General features: G+C 71.8%; 14 protein-coding genes. 2 read left to right on the top strand and 12 right to left on the bottom strand.

All coding sequences use genetic code 11. From position 1 onward, the window contains the following. Positions 1 to 17 precede the first annotated feature (17 nt). The 12 genes from MEBOL_RS21945 to MEBOL_RS21890 are packed head-to-tail and all read right to left on the bottom strand — an operon-like array spanning position 18 to position 12195. Positions 18 to 1376, bottom strand: a complete 1359-nt coding sequence (locus MEBOL_RS21945) for an amidohydrolase family protein (protein WP_095979285.1) — start codon at positions 1374 to 1376, stop codon at positions 18 to 20. Positions 1377 to 1424: 48 nt separating this feature from the next. Beyond that, positions 1425 to 2336 (bottom strand): MerR family transcriptional regulator, encoded by a 912-nt coding sequence (locus MEBOL_RS21940; protein ID WP_095979284.1) that lies wholly within the window; start codon positions 2334 to 2336, stop codon positions 1425 to 1427. Continuing rightward, complete coding sequence (locus MEBOL_RS21935; protein ID WP_095979283.1) at positions 2329 to 3012, bottom strand: lysophospholipid acyltransferase family protein; 684 nt, start codon at positions 3010 to 3012, stop codon at positions 2329 to 2331. The genes MEBOL_RS21940 and MEBOL_RS21935 overlap by 8 nt, the downstream gene beginning before the upstream one ends. Beyond that, positions 3009 to 3356, bottom strand: coding sequence for a lycopene cyclase domain-containing protein (locus tag MEBOL_RS21930; protein WP_095979282.1), 348 nt, complete (start codon positions 3354 to 3356; stop codon positions 3009 to 3011). The genes MEBOL_RS21935 and MEBOL_RS21930 overlap by 4 nt, the downstream gene beginning before the upstream one ends. Then, complete coding sequence (locus tag MEBOL_RS21925; protein ID WP_095979281.1) at positions 3353 to 3736, bottom strand: lycopene cyclase domain-containing protein; 384 nt, start codon at positions 3734 to 3736, stop codon at positions 3353 to 3355. Before MEBOL_RS21925 ends, MEBOL_RS21930 begins: the two co-directional genes overlap by 4 nt. After that, positions 3733 to 4845 (bottom strand): glycosyltransferase family 2 protein, encoded by a 1113-nt coding sequence (locus tag MEBOL_RS21920; RefSeq protein ID WP_095979280.1) that lies wholly within the window; start codon positions 4843 to 4845, stop codon positions 3733 to 3735. Before MEBOL_RS21920 ends, MEBOL_RS21925 begins: the two co-directional genes overlap by 4 nt. Further along, positions 4842 to 5819, bottom strand: a complete 978-nt coding sequence (locus MEBOL_RS21915) for a carotenoid 1,2-hydratase (protein ID WP_179956281.1) — start codon at positions 5817 to 5819, stop codon at positions 4842 to 4844. The genes MEBOL_RS21920 and MEBOL_RS21915 overlap by 4 nt, the downstream gene beginning before the upstream one ends. Beyond that, positions 5816 to 7273, bottom strand: a complete 1458-nt coding sequence (locus MEBOL_RS21910) for a phytoene desaturase family protein (RefSeq protein ID WP_095979279.1) — start codon at positions 7271 to 7273, stop codon at positions 5816 to 5818. Before MEBOL_RS21910 ends, MEBOL_RS21915 begins: the two co-directional genes overlap by 4 nt. Continuing rightward, positions 7270 to 8592: a hydroxymethylglutaryl-CoA reductase, degradative gene (locus tag MEBOL_RS21905; RefSeq protein ID WP_095979278.1), complete on the bottom strand. Its 1323-nt coding sequence runs from the start codon at positions 8590 to 8592 to the stop codon at positions 7270 to 7272. The genes MEBOL_RS21910 and MEBOL_RS21905 overlap by 4 nt, the downstream gene beginning before the upstream one ends. Next, a complete protein-coding gene (locus MEBOL_RS21900; RefSeq protein ID WP_095979277.1) occupies positions 8589 to 9623 on the bottom strand; it encodes a phytoene/squalene synthase family protein in 1035 nt (344 codons plus the stop codon). The genes MEBOL_RS21905 and MEBOL_RS21900 overlap by 4 nt, the downstream gene beginning before the upstream one ends. After that, positions 9620 to 11167, bottom strand: coding sequence for a phytoene desaturase family protein (locus MEBOL_RS21895; RefSeq protein WP_095979276.1), 1548 nt, complete (start codon positions 11165 to 11167; stop codon positions 9620 to 9622). Before MEBOL_RS21895 ends, MEBOL_RS21900 begins: the two co-directional genes overlap by 4 nt. Next, positions 11164 to 12195 carry a polyprenyl synthetase family protein gene (locus MEBOL_RS21890; RefSeq protein WP_095979275.1) on the bottom strand — a complete coding sequence of 344 codons (1032 nt, stop codon included), beginning with the start codon at positions 12193 to 12195 and terminating at the stop codon, positions 11164 to 11166. The genes MEBOL_RS21895 and MEBOL_RS21890 overlap by 4 nt, the downstream gene beginning before the upstream one ends. Positions 12196 to 12309: 114 nt before the next feature. Between MEBOL_RS21890 and MEBOL_RS21885 the strand changes: the two genes are divergently transcribed. Beyond that, a complete protein-coding gene (locus MEBOL_RS21885; protein WP_170115563.1) occupies positions 12310 to 12879 on the top strand; it encodes a hypothetical protein in 570 nt (189 codons plus the stop codon). Continuing rightward, positions 12876 to 13781 (top strand): TIGR01777 family oxidoreductase, encoded by a 906-nt coding sequence (locus MEBOL_RS21880; RefSeq protein WP_095979274.1) that lies wholly within the window; start codon positions 12876 to 12878, stop codon positions 13779 to 13781. The genes MEBOL_RS21885 and MEBOL_RS21880 overlap by 4 nt, the downstream gene beginning before the upstream one ends. Positions 13782 to 13811 lie beyond the last annotated feature (30 nt).

Here is a 13811-nt window from a genome sequence, read left to right as displayed (position 1 = left end):
CGCGGCGGCCCCGGTGCTCAGCGTCCCTGCAGGGACTTGGCGGACTTGTCCCGCATGCGCTGCAGCTGCTCGCCCGGCAGCCACAGGCCGCGCGACATCACCCCGAGCGCCTGGGCCGCCCGGCCCACGTCCTCCAGCGGATTGCCGGGCAGCAACAGCAGGTCCGCGTACTGGCCCACCGCCACCGTGCCGAAGCGCGCCGCGGGGTCCACATGCTGCTGGATGAAGGCCCCCGCGTTGCGCGTGGCCGCGGACAGGGCCTCGTAGGGCGAGAGGCCCGCCTCCACCAGCTCCGCGAGCTCGCGGTGCACCGAGCGGCCCGGAAAGAGCCCCGCGTCCGAGGCATCCGTGCCCACCACCAGCCGGGCGCCCTCCTTCTGCAGCGCCAGCGTGAAGGCGCGCATCGCCGGGTACAGCGCCCGCTCGCGCGCGCCGAAGGCCGCCACGTCGATTCTCCGCGTCGGGTTGGAGTAGCTCCAGTTGCGCAGGACTTCCGGTGACAGGTAGCGCGCCTCGGGGTCCGCGAAGACGCCTTCCACGTCCTCCAACATCCGCAGTTGCGCGTGGATCTGCACCAGACCCGGCACCACCGAGGTGCCCGCCTCCTTCGTCGCGCGCGCGAGCGCGGCCATGGCCGGCTCGTCCCGGAGCGCGGTGGCGAAGAACTCCGAGCCCGGAGCGACGAGCGCCTGGCGCGCGCGCAGCACCGCCTCCGCCCCCACCGTGCGCGGCACGTGGCCCACCACCGGCAACTTCTGCTGGCGGGCCATTCCCGTCAGCACCTCGTAAACCCCGGGCGACACGGTGTGGTAGACCTTGAGCGCGTCGTAGCCCGCGAGCTTCTGCCGCACGACCGCGATGCGCGCCTGCTCGGCGGTGGTCACCGACACCGCGTCACCCCGCCCCTGGCCTCCATCCATCATCGGGCTGCTCGTGTAGAGCCGGGGGCCGAAGCGGCGGTACTCGGCGAGCTGGGTGCGCAGGTCGAGCTGCCGGGGCGAGCCGTTCAAGTCGAAGACGGTGGTGACGCCATGGGCGAGGTACGACAGCAGCTGCTCGTCCGAGTGCAGGTGGATTTGGAAGTCCGCCAGTCCCGGCATCAGGAAGCGGCCTCGGCCGTCGATGCGCTCGGCATCGGGCGGCACGGTGATGGACGCGGTGGGACCCAGGGCCGCGATGAGGCCGTTGCGGACGATGACCGTCTGCTCCGTCAGGACGCGCTCGCTGTCCATGGGCACGACGTTGACGTCGACGAAGGCGATGGCCCGCTCCGACACCACGGGCACGGACAGCGGGGCGTTCACACAACCGGACAGCATTCCCAGGACGGACAACAGGCAGGCACCCAGGACGGCCAGGGCGCACGGGGTCTTCATGACAGGTCCCTTCGTTGCATACCTGTCAGGCAGTATACGCGCGGCGACTCACCCGCCCAGCAGCAGGGCCCAGTCGGCGGGGCCCTCGAAGACGCGCGCCTTCCAGCGCTCGCACACCTCGCGGTTCGCCAGGGCGCCCCGCCCTCCCACCCAGACGGGGATTTCCGGAGGCATGCCGTCCATGACGGCCTGGAGGACGGCCTCGAACGCCTCGGCGCCCGGGTCCATCACCGCCGAGAGCCCCACCAGGTCCACCTTGAGGGCCTCCGCCATCCGGCGCACCTCCTCCCCGGGGGTGCGCTGGCCCAGCATCGTCACCGTCATGCCGGCGTGCCGCATGCGCAGCGCCAGGCCCAGCAGGCCCAGCTCGTGCTGTTCGTCCGGAAAACACGCGAGCAGCACGTGCCGCCGCCCCTTGTTGGGCGCCGCGTGCAACAGGCTGATGAGCCGCGCGCGCACCTCCTGCGTCACCAGGTGCTCCTGCCCCACCGAGAAGAGGCCCGCGTGCCAGAGGTCGCCCACCTCGCGTTGCAGGGGCATCAGCACGTCCTCGTAGGCCCTCAAGGGCGAGAGCGCCGCGAGCACGTCGTCCAGCGTCTCCGCCACCCGCCGCTGGTCCAGCGCCCGCACCGCCGCGAGGATGTCCTCGCGCCAGGAGGACATGCTCACCGGCCCCGGCTCCTGGGCGGGAGCGGGACGCTCCCCCTCGGGCCGCGCCGCGTCGATCTCCGCCAGGAGCTGCGGCAGCATCGTCGCCGCCTCGCTGATGGACACGCCCTGCTCGGTGAGCTGCTTGAGCCGCCGCAGGAGCGCCACGTCCCGATCCGTGTAGACGCGGTAGCCCGCCGGCGTGCGCCGGGGGGACAGCACCCCATAGCGCCGCTCCCAGGCGCGGATGAGCTCCACCCGGACTCCGGAGAACTCGGCGGCGACGTGGATGCGGTAGGTGCGCTCAGCCATGGTGCCTCCGCCCGCGCACCGCGTCCCAGCGCTCCGCCACGCCCCGGGCCCCCGACACCCGCAGCGTGAAGCCCTCCAGGCTCGTCACCGCCTCCAGCCTGCGCACCGCGTCCTCCAGCTCCTTCTGGAAGCGCGCCAACGGCGCCGCCGCGTGCGCCTCGCCCACCTCCACCAGGACATCCGGCCGCTCATGTTCGAGGAAGACATAGCGGATGGCGAGCGGCACGCAGGGCACCTGCCCCACCCGCGCGAGCAGCTCCACCCCGCGCTCGAGCCTCGGCGCCCGCGCGCCAAAGGGGCGCAGCTCGCCCTCGGGGAAGATGCACACCGCGGCCCGGGGCTTCTGGAGCAGTTCCCGCGCGTAGCGCAACGTCTCCAGCGACGAGGCGCCTTCACCCCGGCGGATGCTGAACGCCCCCAGCCGCGCGAGGAAGCGGTAGCGCGCGAGGTTGTGCTCCTCCATGACGCAGTACGCGTCCCAGCCCGCCGCCCGCCCGAGTTGATGCAGCACGAAGCCATCCCACCAGTTGGAGTGGTTGGCGTACACCAGGCGCGGCTCGGGCCCACCGTCCAGCGGCCCACGCACCCACAGGCCCCGGAAGGCGGAGCGGAACTTCCAGCCCACGTACCCTTCGACGACCCTTCCCAGCAACCCGCCCTTCGCCGCGCGTATCAAGGCACACGCGCCTCGCGCCGGGCGAGCAGGGCCAGGAAGAGCGTCAACCCCAGTGCCACCATCACGCTCGTGAGGATGAAGAAGAGCAGTTCCTCCAGGGGCACGGCGCCCACGTAGAGGCCCAGGTGCTTGCCCTGGCCGAAGCCCCAGATGCCCTCGGCGATGGCCAGGTGGTCCGCCACCGACAGGTAGAGGCCCACCACCAGCGCCGGCACGAGCGCCGCGCGGAGGATCGTCCCCGCGCGCTCGCGGAAGTAGAAGATCAGCACGCCCACCTGCAGCGCGATGAAGGGGCCCGCCCAGGCCAGCAGGTGGATGAGATAGGCCCAGCGCGACTCCATCATGACGTCACCTCCTCGGAGCCCAGCCGCCCCTGGCGCGGGGATGGCGCCGCCGCCTGGGACTTACGCGCCGAGGGCGCCAGGGAGACCCGGCGCAATCGCACGAACACCCACAAGCCCACCAGCAGCGTCTGGAGACCGAAGAAGAGGTATTCCTCCAGGGGCAGGTAGCCCACCGTGATGCCCCAGATGAGATCCGGCCGGAAGTGCCACAGGCCCCACTTCACCGCCAGGTTGTCCCAGGGGATCGTCGCCGCGTAGACCACGATCAGCAGGATGCCGAGCGCGCCCATCTCCCGCCGCGTGAAGGTGCGCCGGTAGCGCACCGCCAGGAAGAGGATGGGCAACACGACGAACAGCCCCAGGAAACGTGCGTAGGTCATCCCTGTTCCCCCTCGAGGCCCGTCCACACCGGCGACATACGGCCTCCTGAATCCAACACATAGGTACGCCCCCGCCACGTCACCCGGGGGGCGCGGACGAGGGATGAAACGAAGGCGGCGAGCAGCAGGGCCTCGCCCAGGAGCCAATCGGCCACGAGGGATGTCCTCGCCTCGCCGGGCTCCGGAGCGCTCAACGTCGCGAGGCGCCAGGACAGCAGGGTGCGCACGCCCACGAGCCCCAGGACGCCCATCGCCAGCCACGCCGAGCCCGCGCCCAGGCTCAAGGCCAGCAGGGGCCAGGTGGGCGTGAACAACAGGGGCACCGTCGGGTAGAGCCCGGGCCGGTGGCTGCGCAGCACCTGCATCCAGCGCGTGAAGCGCTCCCGGGCGCCCCGCCAGTCCCCCGGCGCGAGCGGCACCAGCGCGGGGACCTCGCACAGGGCCACGTCGAGACCCCGCGCGTGCAGCCGCTTGGACAGCTCCAGATCCTCGCCGATGTGATCCGCCAGCCGGGGCAGCTCGTCCAGCGCCGGAGCGCCCAGGCCCAACGCCTTGCCACACACCGCCTGGGCCCCCGCGCTCATCACATGCAGGGCGCGGAAGCTGTGGTGCGTGCGGCGCAGGAGCCCCGCCACCGCCCGCCCGGCCAGGCCCTGGGCACCCACCGGCGTGGGCACCGCCGTGCTCAACGCCGCGCCCGCCGCCACGGGCGCCGCCAGTCCCTCCACCAGCGCGCCCGTCACCGCCACGTCCGCGTCCACCACCAACACCACCCGGCCCTCGCGCGGCGGTGCCGCCAGCGCGCTCAGCACATGCCCCACCTTGCGGTTGGACGTCCGGGGCTCGCTCGGCACCCAGCGCACCCCCTCGGGAAGGGACGGCCGCACGGGCGAGAGCACCACGTGCTCCAGGGGCCCCGCGTAGTCGATGGGTAAGGCCAGGTTCTCCAACTCCTGGGGCGAGGGCGCGTCCACCGGCCTGAGCAACAACACCGGCACCCGCGTGGACGCCCCGGGACGGCGAGCACGCGCCAGGCGGGCCAGCGCCACCGCGCTGAAGCCTCCCGCCAGCACCACCCATCCCAGTCCCAGGGCCACCCCCGCGCTCATGCCCGACGCTCCACGCGCGTGCGGAAGTGCGCCATCCAGCGGATGTACGGCGAATGAAAGCGCTGGAAGTCCGCCACCTCGCCCATCACGTCCACGTCGCCCCGCCGGGCCTCCAGCCGGGCGTAGAAAGGAGAGGACTCGAGCAGGCGGGGCTCGGCCATCATCGCGGAGCCCGCGCTCAGGTGCTGGGGCACGCGCAGGCCCCAGCCCGTCAGGCTCGTGCGCCGCGCGTCCCCCAGGAGCGGCCCGCGCTCCGCGCGCGTCTCGCCGCCTCCCGACGTCACGCGCAGGGGCGCCACGTTGCCGGGCAGGTGGTAGTCCACCACCGTCTCCTCCGGCCCGTGCAGCCGCGCCCAGTGCCACCCCGGCAACCGCGTCCCCAGCAACTCCGCGCCATGGTTGCTGTCATGGTAGCCCCGGCCCTCGGCGCTCACGCCCAGGGAGTCCACCTCCAGCCGCGCCTTCGCCCGGGGCGCCAACGCACGCCAGTAGTGCGGCACACCGGGCACCAGTTGCACCTCGTCCGCCGCCGGCGCCTCGGGCTCGAGTTCCAGCCGCGCCCGCACCTGGCCTCCGAAGGGCGCGCACCGCTCGTCCACCTCCATGCACACCGAGCCCTCCGGCGTGTACACCAGCCGCGAGCGGCCGATGCGCAGCTCCCGGCCCGCCTGCCCCACCGAGGCCTGGGCGTACTCGCTGAGCACCCAGTGGCGGCGGCTTCCCTCGCGGTAGAGCGCGAAGTTCACCGCGCTGTGCTGCAACGGCAGGGCACCGCGCCGGGAGCCCACCGAGTAGCGCGGGGAGAAGAGCGAGCCGAGCATGAAGATGAAGACGGCGCTGTAACCGCCCGCCGTCACATCGGCGTAGAACCAGCGGTAGGCCCCGGGGCGATCCGGCAGGGCGGGCAGCGCCTCCCTCCATTGATAGCCCCGATGAATGCCCGGCAGCGGCGAAGCGGAGTTCAGAAGCCTCATGCTCTCTCCCGCAGGTGGGTGGACGCCATCCGCGCCGCGAACCGGCCCGAGAGCATGACCAGGGGCACACCGCCGCCCGGGTGCGTGCCGCCGCCCGCGAAGAAGAGGCCCGGCGTGCCGCCCCGGATGCGCGGACGGCGGAAGGGTCCGAAGCGGCCGTGCGGCAGGAAGCCATAGATGGAGCCCCCCGGTGCGCCCAGGGCCGCCAGGTCCACCGGCGAGCGTTGCCCCACCACCCGCATGCGCCCGCGCAGCTCCGGGTAGTGCAGGAGCAGCTTGTCCATCATCTGCGCCTTCACCCGCTCGGCGTGCGAGTCCCACGCGGCGGCCGCCCGCTCGGCGGACTCCGGCTCGCGCGGCAACGCCGGGGCATTCACCATGACGAAGAGTCCCGTCTTGCCGGGCGGTGCCACCGTGGAGTCCGTCGCCGCGGGGTTGCAGAAGTACACCGTGGGGTCCGCCGCGAGCTGGCCCCCGAAGAGCTCGTCGAACTCGCGCCGGTAGTCCCCGCCGAAGAGGACGGTGTGGTGTGGCAGGGCGGGACGCCCCTCCACCTCCAACAACAGCACGTAGCCCGACAACGACAGCGGCTCGCTCCCCCGCCCCAGCCCGTCGAGCGGATCCGCGTTCACCACCACCGTGTCGAAGGGCTCCCCGTCTCCGTCCGGACCCACCCGGTAGCCCTGGGCGTCACGCGTGTAGCGCACCCGGGTGTTCAGGTGCACCCGCACGCCCAGCCGCTTCACCGCCGCGCCGAGCGCATCCACCAACGCGCCAACGCCCCCCCGCACGTGGTGCACGCCATACGCCCGCTCGATGTGGGGGATGAGGGCGTAGGCCGCGCTCGCCTCGTAGGGCGAGGCCCCCGCGTACGTGGCGAAGCGGCCAACGAATCGCCACATATGCTCCGTCTTGAAATGCGCTCGGGCCAGCTGATGCAACGTGGCCAGCTTCATGCCCCGGGCCACCGCCACCATGCCCCGGCGCATCACCCGCGACATGAATCCCGCCATGCCCTCGAAGGGTGCTTCCAGGTAGGGCTCGCCCGCGGCGCGCCAGATGTGCTCGGCCTCCGCGTAGAAGTCGTACACGCCGCGGCGCTCACTCGGCTGGAGGGCCCCGGCGCTCTCCGCCGTGCGCCCGAGGTCCCGGTACGCCACGAATCCGCGCCCATCCGGGAAGCGGTAGGCGCACTGGGCCTCCAGCTCCGAGAAGGGAGGCAGCAGGTCCACCGCGTCCAGGTGCTCGAACACCTCGCGCACCACGTGGGGCAGCGTGAGCAGCGTGGGACCGGTGTCCAGCCGCAGCCCGTCCACCTGCACGCCTTGCGCCTTGCCTCCGAGGTGCGGACCGCCCTCGAAGAGCGTGACGGCGTGGCCTTCCCTCGCCAGCAGCCCGGCGGCGGTCAGTCCTCCGATTCCGCCGCCCACCACCGCCACGCGCGTGGACTTCATTGCGCGGCTCCCTCGTGGTGCCGCACCTCGTCCAGGATCTCCCGCGCCCGCTCCGGGCGGTAGACGTGCTCACGCGCCAGTTGCTCGGCGACGATGGACACCCACTCCCCCTCGGCGCCCACCTCGGCCGCCACGCGCCGCGCGTGCAGCGCCATGTGTCCCTTCTGGATGCCCTCGGTGGACAGGGCCTTGAGCGCCGCCAGGTTGGTGGCGAGTCCCGCCGCCGCCGCCACGCCCGCCAGGTCCAACGCCCCCGTCACCCCGGCGAGCTTGAGGGCCCGGAGGACACCGGGATGGGAGCGCGCCGCGCCGCCCACCGTCGAGGTAGGCAGAGGCATCTCCAGGAGGCCTTGCAGCTCGCCCCCGGGGCCCCTCCGCCACGAGGTGAGCGGCCGGTACACGCCCGAGCGCGCCGCGTAGGCATGCGCCCCCGCCTCCACCGCGCGCCAGTCATTGCCGCAGGCCACGAGCACGCCGTCCACGCCGTTCATCACGCCCTTGTTGTGGGTGACGGCCCGGTAGGGATCCATCTCCGCGAAGAGCTGGGCCTCCAGGATGGCGTCTCGCACGGCCGCGCCCTCGGAGAAACCCTCGGACACGAGCGCGCCCACCGGCACCGAGGCGCGCACGTACACCTTGCGGCGGTCCGCCAGGTTGGTGAGGATCTTCAGCCCCGCGCGGCCACCCGTGAGCGCCACGAACCGGGGCGCCATCCGCTCCGCGAGCCCGTTGACGAGGTTGGCCCCCATGGCATCGCGGGTGTCCACGTGCAGGTGCACCACGAGCGTGGTGGCGTCGAGGACCCGGATCTCCAGCTCCCTCGCCCCACCGCCCCGGGAGCACATGGGCCCCAGGTGCGAATTGGCCTCGGCGAGCAGCTCGGCGGCACGCGCGCGCAGGTCCGCCTCCGCCTGGCGCAACGAGGGCACGTCGAGCAGCTGCACCTGGGCGGTGGTGATGGGCTCATCCGCCGTCACCTGGAAGCCGCCGGCCTCCGAGCACAGCCGCGCCGCGTAGCTGGCCGCGGCGATGATGGAAGGCTCCTCCACCGCCATGGGCACCAGCCGCTCCTGCCCGTTCACGATGAAGTTGAGCGCCAGCCCCAGCGGCAGCCCATGCAGGCCGATGACGTTCTCCACCATGGAGTCCGCGCACGCCTCGTCGAAGCCCGCCAGGCTCGCGCACGCCTCGGCCTCCTCGGGCGACAACCAACGCGACTCCACCAGCCGCGAGCGCCGCTGCTCGGGCGTCTGCCGGTAGAAGCCCGACAGGCGCGAGGAGCGAACACGCCGCAGGGGCTGGACCTTGTCGTCACTCATCGCACGGTCCCCGTCGTGGGTTCGGGTGGAAGCAGGGGCACCTTGCCCTTGCGCGCGGGCGCGGGCAGCGCCATGAGCGGCACCGTCGCGGGCCGGAACAACACGCGCGTGGCCAGCGCCAGCTTGCGCGGCTTCGTCACGAAGGCCCGCCCATGGAACACGTCGTAGTCGCGCTCCTCGATGACGCGCAGGATGTCCCCGTAGATGGAGCCCATCAGCTTCACCATGCGCTGGGAGCCAAAGCCCTGGAGCGCGGGGATGCCCTCCGCCGCTCGAGCGTAGAAGGCCCTCGCCCGGGCGATCTGCGCGCGCATGAAGGCGCGCCACCGCTCATCCACCACGCCCCGGCGCAGGTCCTCCACGCTCAGCCCGTAGGCCGCCAGCTCGTCGAGCGGCAGGTACACACGGTCGCGCTCCAGGTCCTCGCCCACGTCCCGGAGGATGTTGGTGAGCTGCATGCCCCGGCCCAGGTCCGCCGCCGGCCCCAGGGCCCACTCCTCCGAGCACCCCAACATGGCCGCCATCATCAGCCCCACCACGCCCGCCACCCGGTAGCAGTACAGGTCGAGCTGCGCGCCGTTCTCATAGCGGCGGATGGTCAGGTCCATCTCCATGCCGGAGATGAGCTCCTGCATGGGGTATTCGGGCACGCGGAAGCGCCGGATGCAGTCCACGAGCGCGGCCAGCTCCGCGGGGTGCCAGGGCCCCTCACCGCCACTCGCGCGCGTGGAGGGCGGCGGCATGCGCGAGTCCGCCAGCTCGGGCGTGTCCAGGTACAGCTCCGCCACGGCGCGGCGCGCGCGCACCAGCCTCTCGGCCAGGTCCTCGGGCACCGCGCCCTTGTCCGCCCCGTCCGCCACATCCACCATGTCGTCCAGGCGCCGGCAGAAGGCATAGAGGGCGAAGGCCGCCTTGCGCCGCATGCCGAACAACATGAACGAGGCGAAGAAGAAGCTCTTGGCGTGCTGTCGCGTGACGCGCTCCGCCATCTCGTATCCCTGTGCCACCAGGCTCTCGTCCCGCGACTTCATGCCGCCTCCTCCAATGAACCACGCCCGGTCCCCCCAGGCTCTCGCACCGCGTTCTTGTCCACACCCGTCCACGCGAGGATGCGCTCCACCGCCAGACGCGCGGAGATCATCACCGTGGGCAGTCCCGTGCCCGGCTGCGTGGAGGCCCCCACGAAGAACAGGTTCCTCACCCGCGGGTCCTGGTTGGACGGGCGGAAGGGGCCAATCTGGAAGAAATTCTGCGCGAGGCCGAAGGCGCTGCCCTTGGCCAGGTTGAAGCTGGATGCCCAGTCGTCCGGCGTCACCACGCGCTCCACCTCGATGTCCCGCTCGAGCTCCGTGTGGCCCAGCTCCGCGAGCCGCTGGAAGACCTTGGCCCTCACGCGGGGGCCCTCGACCTTCCAGTCCAGGCCCTCGTGTTGGTGGGGCACGGGCACCAGGATGTAGAGCGCGTCCTTGCCCGGCGGCGCGAGGCGGGGATCCGTATGGGCCGGCGCGTTGAGGTAGAAGCTCGGATCCTCGGGCACGCGGAAGCGCTCGAAGATGTCGTCGAACGAGCCCTTGTAGTCCCGCCCGAAGTAGACGTTGTGGTGCAGGAACTCGTCATAGCGCCGACGCATCCCCAGGTAGAGCATGTAGCCGCTGGAGGTGTAGCGCAGGGACTCCTTGCGCTTGAGCCGGGTGACACCTGGGTCCAGCAGCTTCTCGTACGCGTAGGGCAGGTCCGCGTTACACACCACCACGTCCGCCGCCACCCGCTCGCCGTCCTCCAGCAGCACACCCGTCGTGCGCTTGCCCTCGGTGAGGATGCGCTTCACCGGACGGCCGTAGTGCAGCTTCACCCCCTCCTCGCGCGCCACCTTCTCGAGCGCCAGGGGAATGGCGTACAGGCCGCCCTCGGTGAACCACACGCCCACGCCCAGCTCGGTGAAGGGCAGCAGCGCGAACACGCCCGGCGCGGCGTACGGCGACACGCCCAGGTACATGGACTGGAACGTCATCGCCGCGCGCAACCGCTCGTCCTTGAAGAAGCGCCCGACGTCCGAGTACATGCGCCGGTGGGCCCGCACCTCGAGGACGCGCTTGAGCACCGAGGGCACGAAGTAGTCGGAGACGCCCGAGAAGTTGCGGCCCACCAGGTGATCCAACCCCGTGCGGTACTGGATGCGGCCCTGGGCGAGGAAGGCCAGGTAGCGCTGGAAGCTGCCGGGCTCCACGCGCTCCAGCTCCCGCCCCATGGCGCACAGCTCGGAGGTGAAGGTGATGACCGAGCCGTCCCTATAATGGATGCGGTAGTTGGGATCGCACCGCCGCAGCGTGAGGTAGTCCTCCATGCGCCGGCCGAGCGCGGTGAAGGTCTCCTCGAACACCTCGGGCATGAGCACGATGGTGGGGCCCAGGTCCCAGGTGAAGCCGTCCACCTTCATCTGGTTGCAGCGCCCGCCCGGGCCGCCTGTCTTCTCGAACAGGTGGACGTCGAACCCCGCATGGGCCAGCCGCGCCGCGGCGGACAGCCCGCCCACGCCCGCGCCCACCACCACCGCCTGTCGCTTGCTCGGCTTCACGGTGCGTCTCCTGTCACGGTCTGATGGGCCCGCGAGCCGATGAGCGCCTGGAGCAGGTCGCGCACCCCCTGGGGATTCGGCAACGCGGTGAGCGCGCGCAGCGCGCCGAGCATGGAGCGGGCCATCAGGGACTCGGTGGCCGAGAAGCCCCCCGCCTCGTCCACCAGGACGCGCACCCGCGCGAGAACCGCGCCGTCCCGTTCGCCATGCGGAAGACGCTCCAGGGACTCCAGCTCCCGGCGCGCCTCGGGGCTCGCGCGGGACCAGGCCGCCACGATCGGAAAGGCACAACGGCCCCGGGCGAACCCAGCCCACCCGGCCCCTTCCTGGCGCAAGCCCACCGCCAGTCCCACGCCGCACCCCACCCGCGCCAGCCGCAACCTCGCGTCACCATCCGCTCCGGCCAGCATCGCGCCGCACACCAGGGACGAGGCCAGGCCCTCGCGCACGGCGCGCAGGCGCACGAGCCGCAACGCCCGCGACACCCCGCCCGGCTCGAGCAGCCCACCGCCCTGCTCCGCTCGGAACAGGCCCGCGGTGGTGACGCGGTGGAGCCGCAAGCAATACTCGCTGGCCTCCACGGCGCCCGGCACCCCGGCCTCCAGCATCGTCTCCAGCGCGCGGGCGAAGAGGTGATCCCCCACCACCACCGCGAGCTGCTCACCCGTGCGCTCCGGAGCGAGCCGCGCGGACAGGACCGTCGGGTCGGCGTGGAGGGCCTGACAGGCGTGCAGCAACTCCAACCCCGCGGCGAAACGCCACAGCCCCGCGGGCACCACCGTCGAGCCCCGCGCGAGGCAGTAGCCCGCGAGGAGCAGCGCGGCACGTGAGCGCTCCGCCGGACGCAGCACCACGCCGCGCACCCGCACCAGCGCCTCGGCCCATTGAGCATCCAGACGGACCTCGTCCGGCAGCTCCAGCAGGCCCGCCAGGACGCCCTCCACCTGGGCCCGCACCAACGCCACCCAGGCCCGTTCCACCGAGGGAGCAGGCAAGGGCAGCGGGCTGATGAACGGCATGAGGCCCATGCGGCACTCCTTCGGATTCCTGCCTACCCTCGGTAAGTGGAGGTAAGCTTTGCGTCCAACGTTTGTCAAGACTATGTTCAAGGTTTGTACATGCTCCGATCAAGACAATCCCCGATGACCGCGCGGCTGGCGGGACTGGTGGTGGTCGCTCTCCTGGCCACCCGCCCAGCGCTCGCCGCATCACCCGAGGCAGGCCCGATGGATGCAAGCTTGTGGGACTCGAGAGGAAAGGAAGTGGCGCTGTCCAAGTGGCGGGGAAAACCCGTCATTCTGTTCTACGAGGACCGACACTCCACGACACTCAACTCGGCCTTGAAGGAGGCCTTGTTCAACCGGGGACAGCAGATGGGACTGCTGGACGCGGCGTTCGTGGTGGCGGTGGCGAACCTGGAGTCCTTCGACTTCTTCCCCGCGCGGGACATCGCGCTGTCGCACGTGCGCGACGAGGAGAAGAAGTGGAACCTGCCCATCCTCGTGGACCTGAAGGGGACGATGAGCGGCCCGCCGTGGAACCTGCCGAAGAAGACTTCCTCGGTGATGCTGCTCACACCCGAGGGCAAGCCCGTCTTCCGTTATTCTGGCCGCATGGACAGGGAAGACATGGACGACTTCTTCATGCAGCTGGGCCGGCTGCTCGGACGGGACATGGCGATGCCGTCCGAGCCCTCGGGGGCCCATCCATGAAGGTGGCCGTCACCGGCGCGAGCGGCTTCCTGGGTCCGTCCCTTGTTCAACGTTTGTTGGAACGAGGCCATGGCGTGCATGTGCTGGCGCGGGACGTGAAGCGCACGCTCGGACGGCTTCCCTCGGGAGTGACGGGCTCCTACTACGACACCATCACCCCGCTGTCGCCGGACGCGCTCGCGGGCGCGGAGGCGGTGATCCACCTGGCGGGCGAGCCGGTCTCCCAGCGCTGGACGGAGAACGCGCGCCGGCGCATCCAGGAGAGCCGGGTGGTGGGCACGCGGATGCTCGTGGAGGCCATGCGGGCGGCGGGCACGGTGCGCCGCTTCGTGTCCGCCTCGGCCGCGGGCTACTACGGAGCGGACCGGGGCGCGGAGCCCCTGACGGAGACGGGCTCGCCCGGAGAGGACTTCCTCGCGCAGGTATGCCGGGCGTGGGAAGCCGAGGCGCTGGAGGCGGACGCGGCGGGCATCCCCACGGTGGTGCCGCGCTTCGGCGTGGTGCTGCACCCCTCCGGCGGTGCCCTGAAGAAGATGCTGCCCGCCTTCCGCATGGGCGTGGGGGGCCGCATGGGCTCGGGCAAGCAGTACCTCAGTTGGATCCACCGCGACGACGCCGTGGGCCTGCTGCTCTTCGCGCTGGAGCGGGAGGAGCTGAGGGGGCCCCTCAACGTGACGGCGCCCGAGCCGGTGACGAACGCGGACTTCGCGCACACGCTCGGGGCGACGCTCCACCGGCCGTCGCTGCTGCCCGTGCCCTCCTTGGCGTTGAAGGGCCTGTTCGGGGAGATGTCCCTCATCGTGCTGGGGGGCCAGCGCGTCCTGCCCCGCGCCGCCCTGGAGGCGGGGTACTCGTTCCAATACGCCGAGCTGGCGCCCGCCCTGCGCTCGCTGCTGACTTAGGACGCGGGCGGCGATTCACGCTTCTTCACC

The sequence above is a fragment of the Melittangium boletus DSM 14713 genome (genome assembly GCF_002305855.1).
GTDB lineage: Bacteria > Myxococcota > Myxococcia > Myxococcales > Myxococcaceae > Cystobacter > Cystobacter boletus.
The sequence above is the reverse complement of the archived record's forward strand: the minus strand, read 5'-3'. Positions and strand labels throughout refer to the sequence as shown.

Coding starts and splice junctions, on each gene's coding strand:
- MEBOL_RS21945 (WP_095979285.1), bottom strand. CDS start 1,376: ATGAAGACCCCGTGCGCCCTGGCCGTCCTGGGTGCCTGCCTGTTGTCC.
- MEBOL_RS21940 (WP_095979284.1), bottom strand. CDS start 2,336: ATGGCTGAGCGCACCTACCGCATCCACGTCGCCGCCGAGTTCTCCGGA.
- MEBOL_RS21930 (WP_095979282.1), bottom strand. CDS start 3,356: ATGATGGAGTCGCGCTGGGCCTATCTCATCCACCTGCTGGCCTGGGCG.
- MEBOL_RS21925 (WP_095979281.1), bottom strand. CDS start 3,736: ATGACCTACGCACGTTTCCTGGGGCTGTTCGTCGTGTTGCCCATCCTC.
- MEBOL_RS21920 (WP_095979280.1), bottom strand. CDS start 4,845: ATGAGCGCGGGGGTGGCCCTGGGACTGGGATGGGTGGTGCTGGCGGGA.
- MEBOL_RS21915 (WP_179956281.1), bottom strand. CDS start 5,819: ATGAGGCTTCTGAACTCCGCTTCGCCGCTGCCGGGCATTCATCGGGGC.
- MEBOL_RS21910 (WP_095979279.1), bottom strand. CDS start 7,273: ATGAAGTCCACGCGCGTGGCGGTGGTGGGCGGCGGAATCGGAGGACTG.
- MEBOL_RS21905 (WP_095979278.1), bottom strand. CDS start 8,592: ATGAGTGACGACAAGGTCCAGCCCCTGCGGCGTGTTCGCTCCTCGCGC.
- MEBOL_RS21900 (WP_095979277.1), bottom strand. CDS start 9,623: ATGAAGTCGCGGGACGAGAGCCTGGTGGCACAGGGATACGAGATGGCG.
- MEBOL_RS21890 (WP_095979275.1), bottom strand. CDS start 12,195: ATGGGCCTCATGCCGTTCATCAGCCCGCTGCCCTTGCCTGCTCCCTCG.
- MEBOL_RS21885 (WP_170115563.1), top strand. CDS start 12,310: ATGACCGCGCGGCTGGCGGGACTGGTGGTGGTCGCTCTCCTGGCCACC.
- MEBOL_RS21880 (WP_095979274.1), top strand. CDS start 12,876: ATGAAGGTGGCCGTCACCGGCGCGAGCGGCTTCCTGGGTCCGTCCCTT.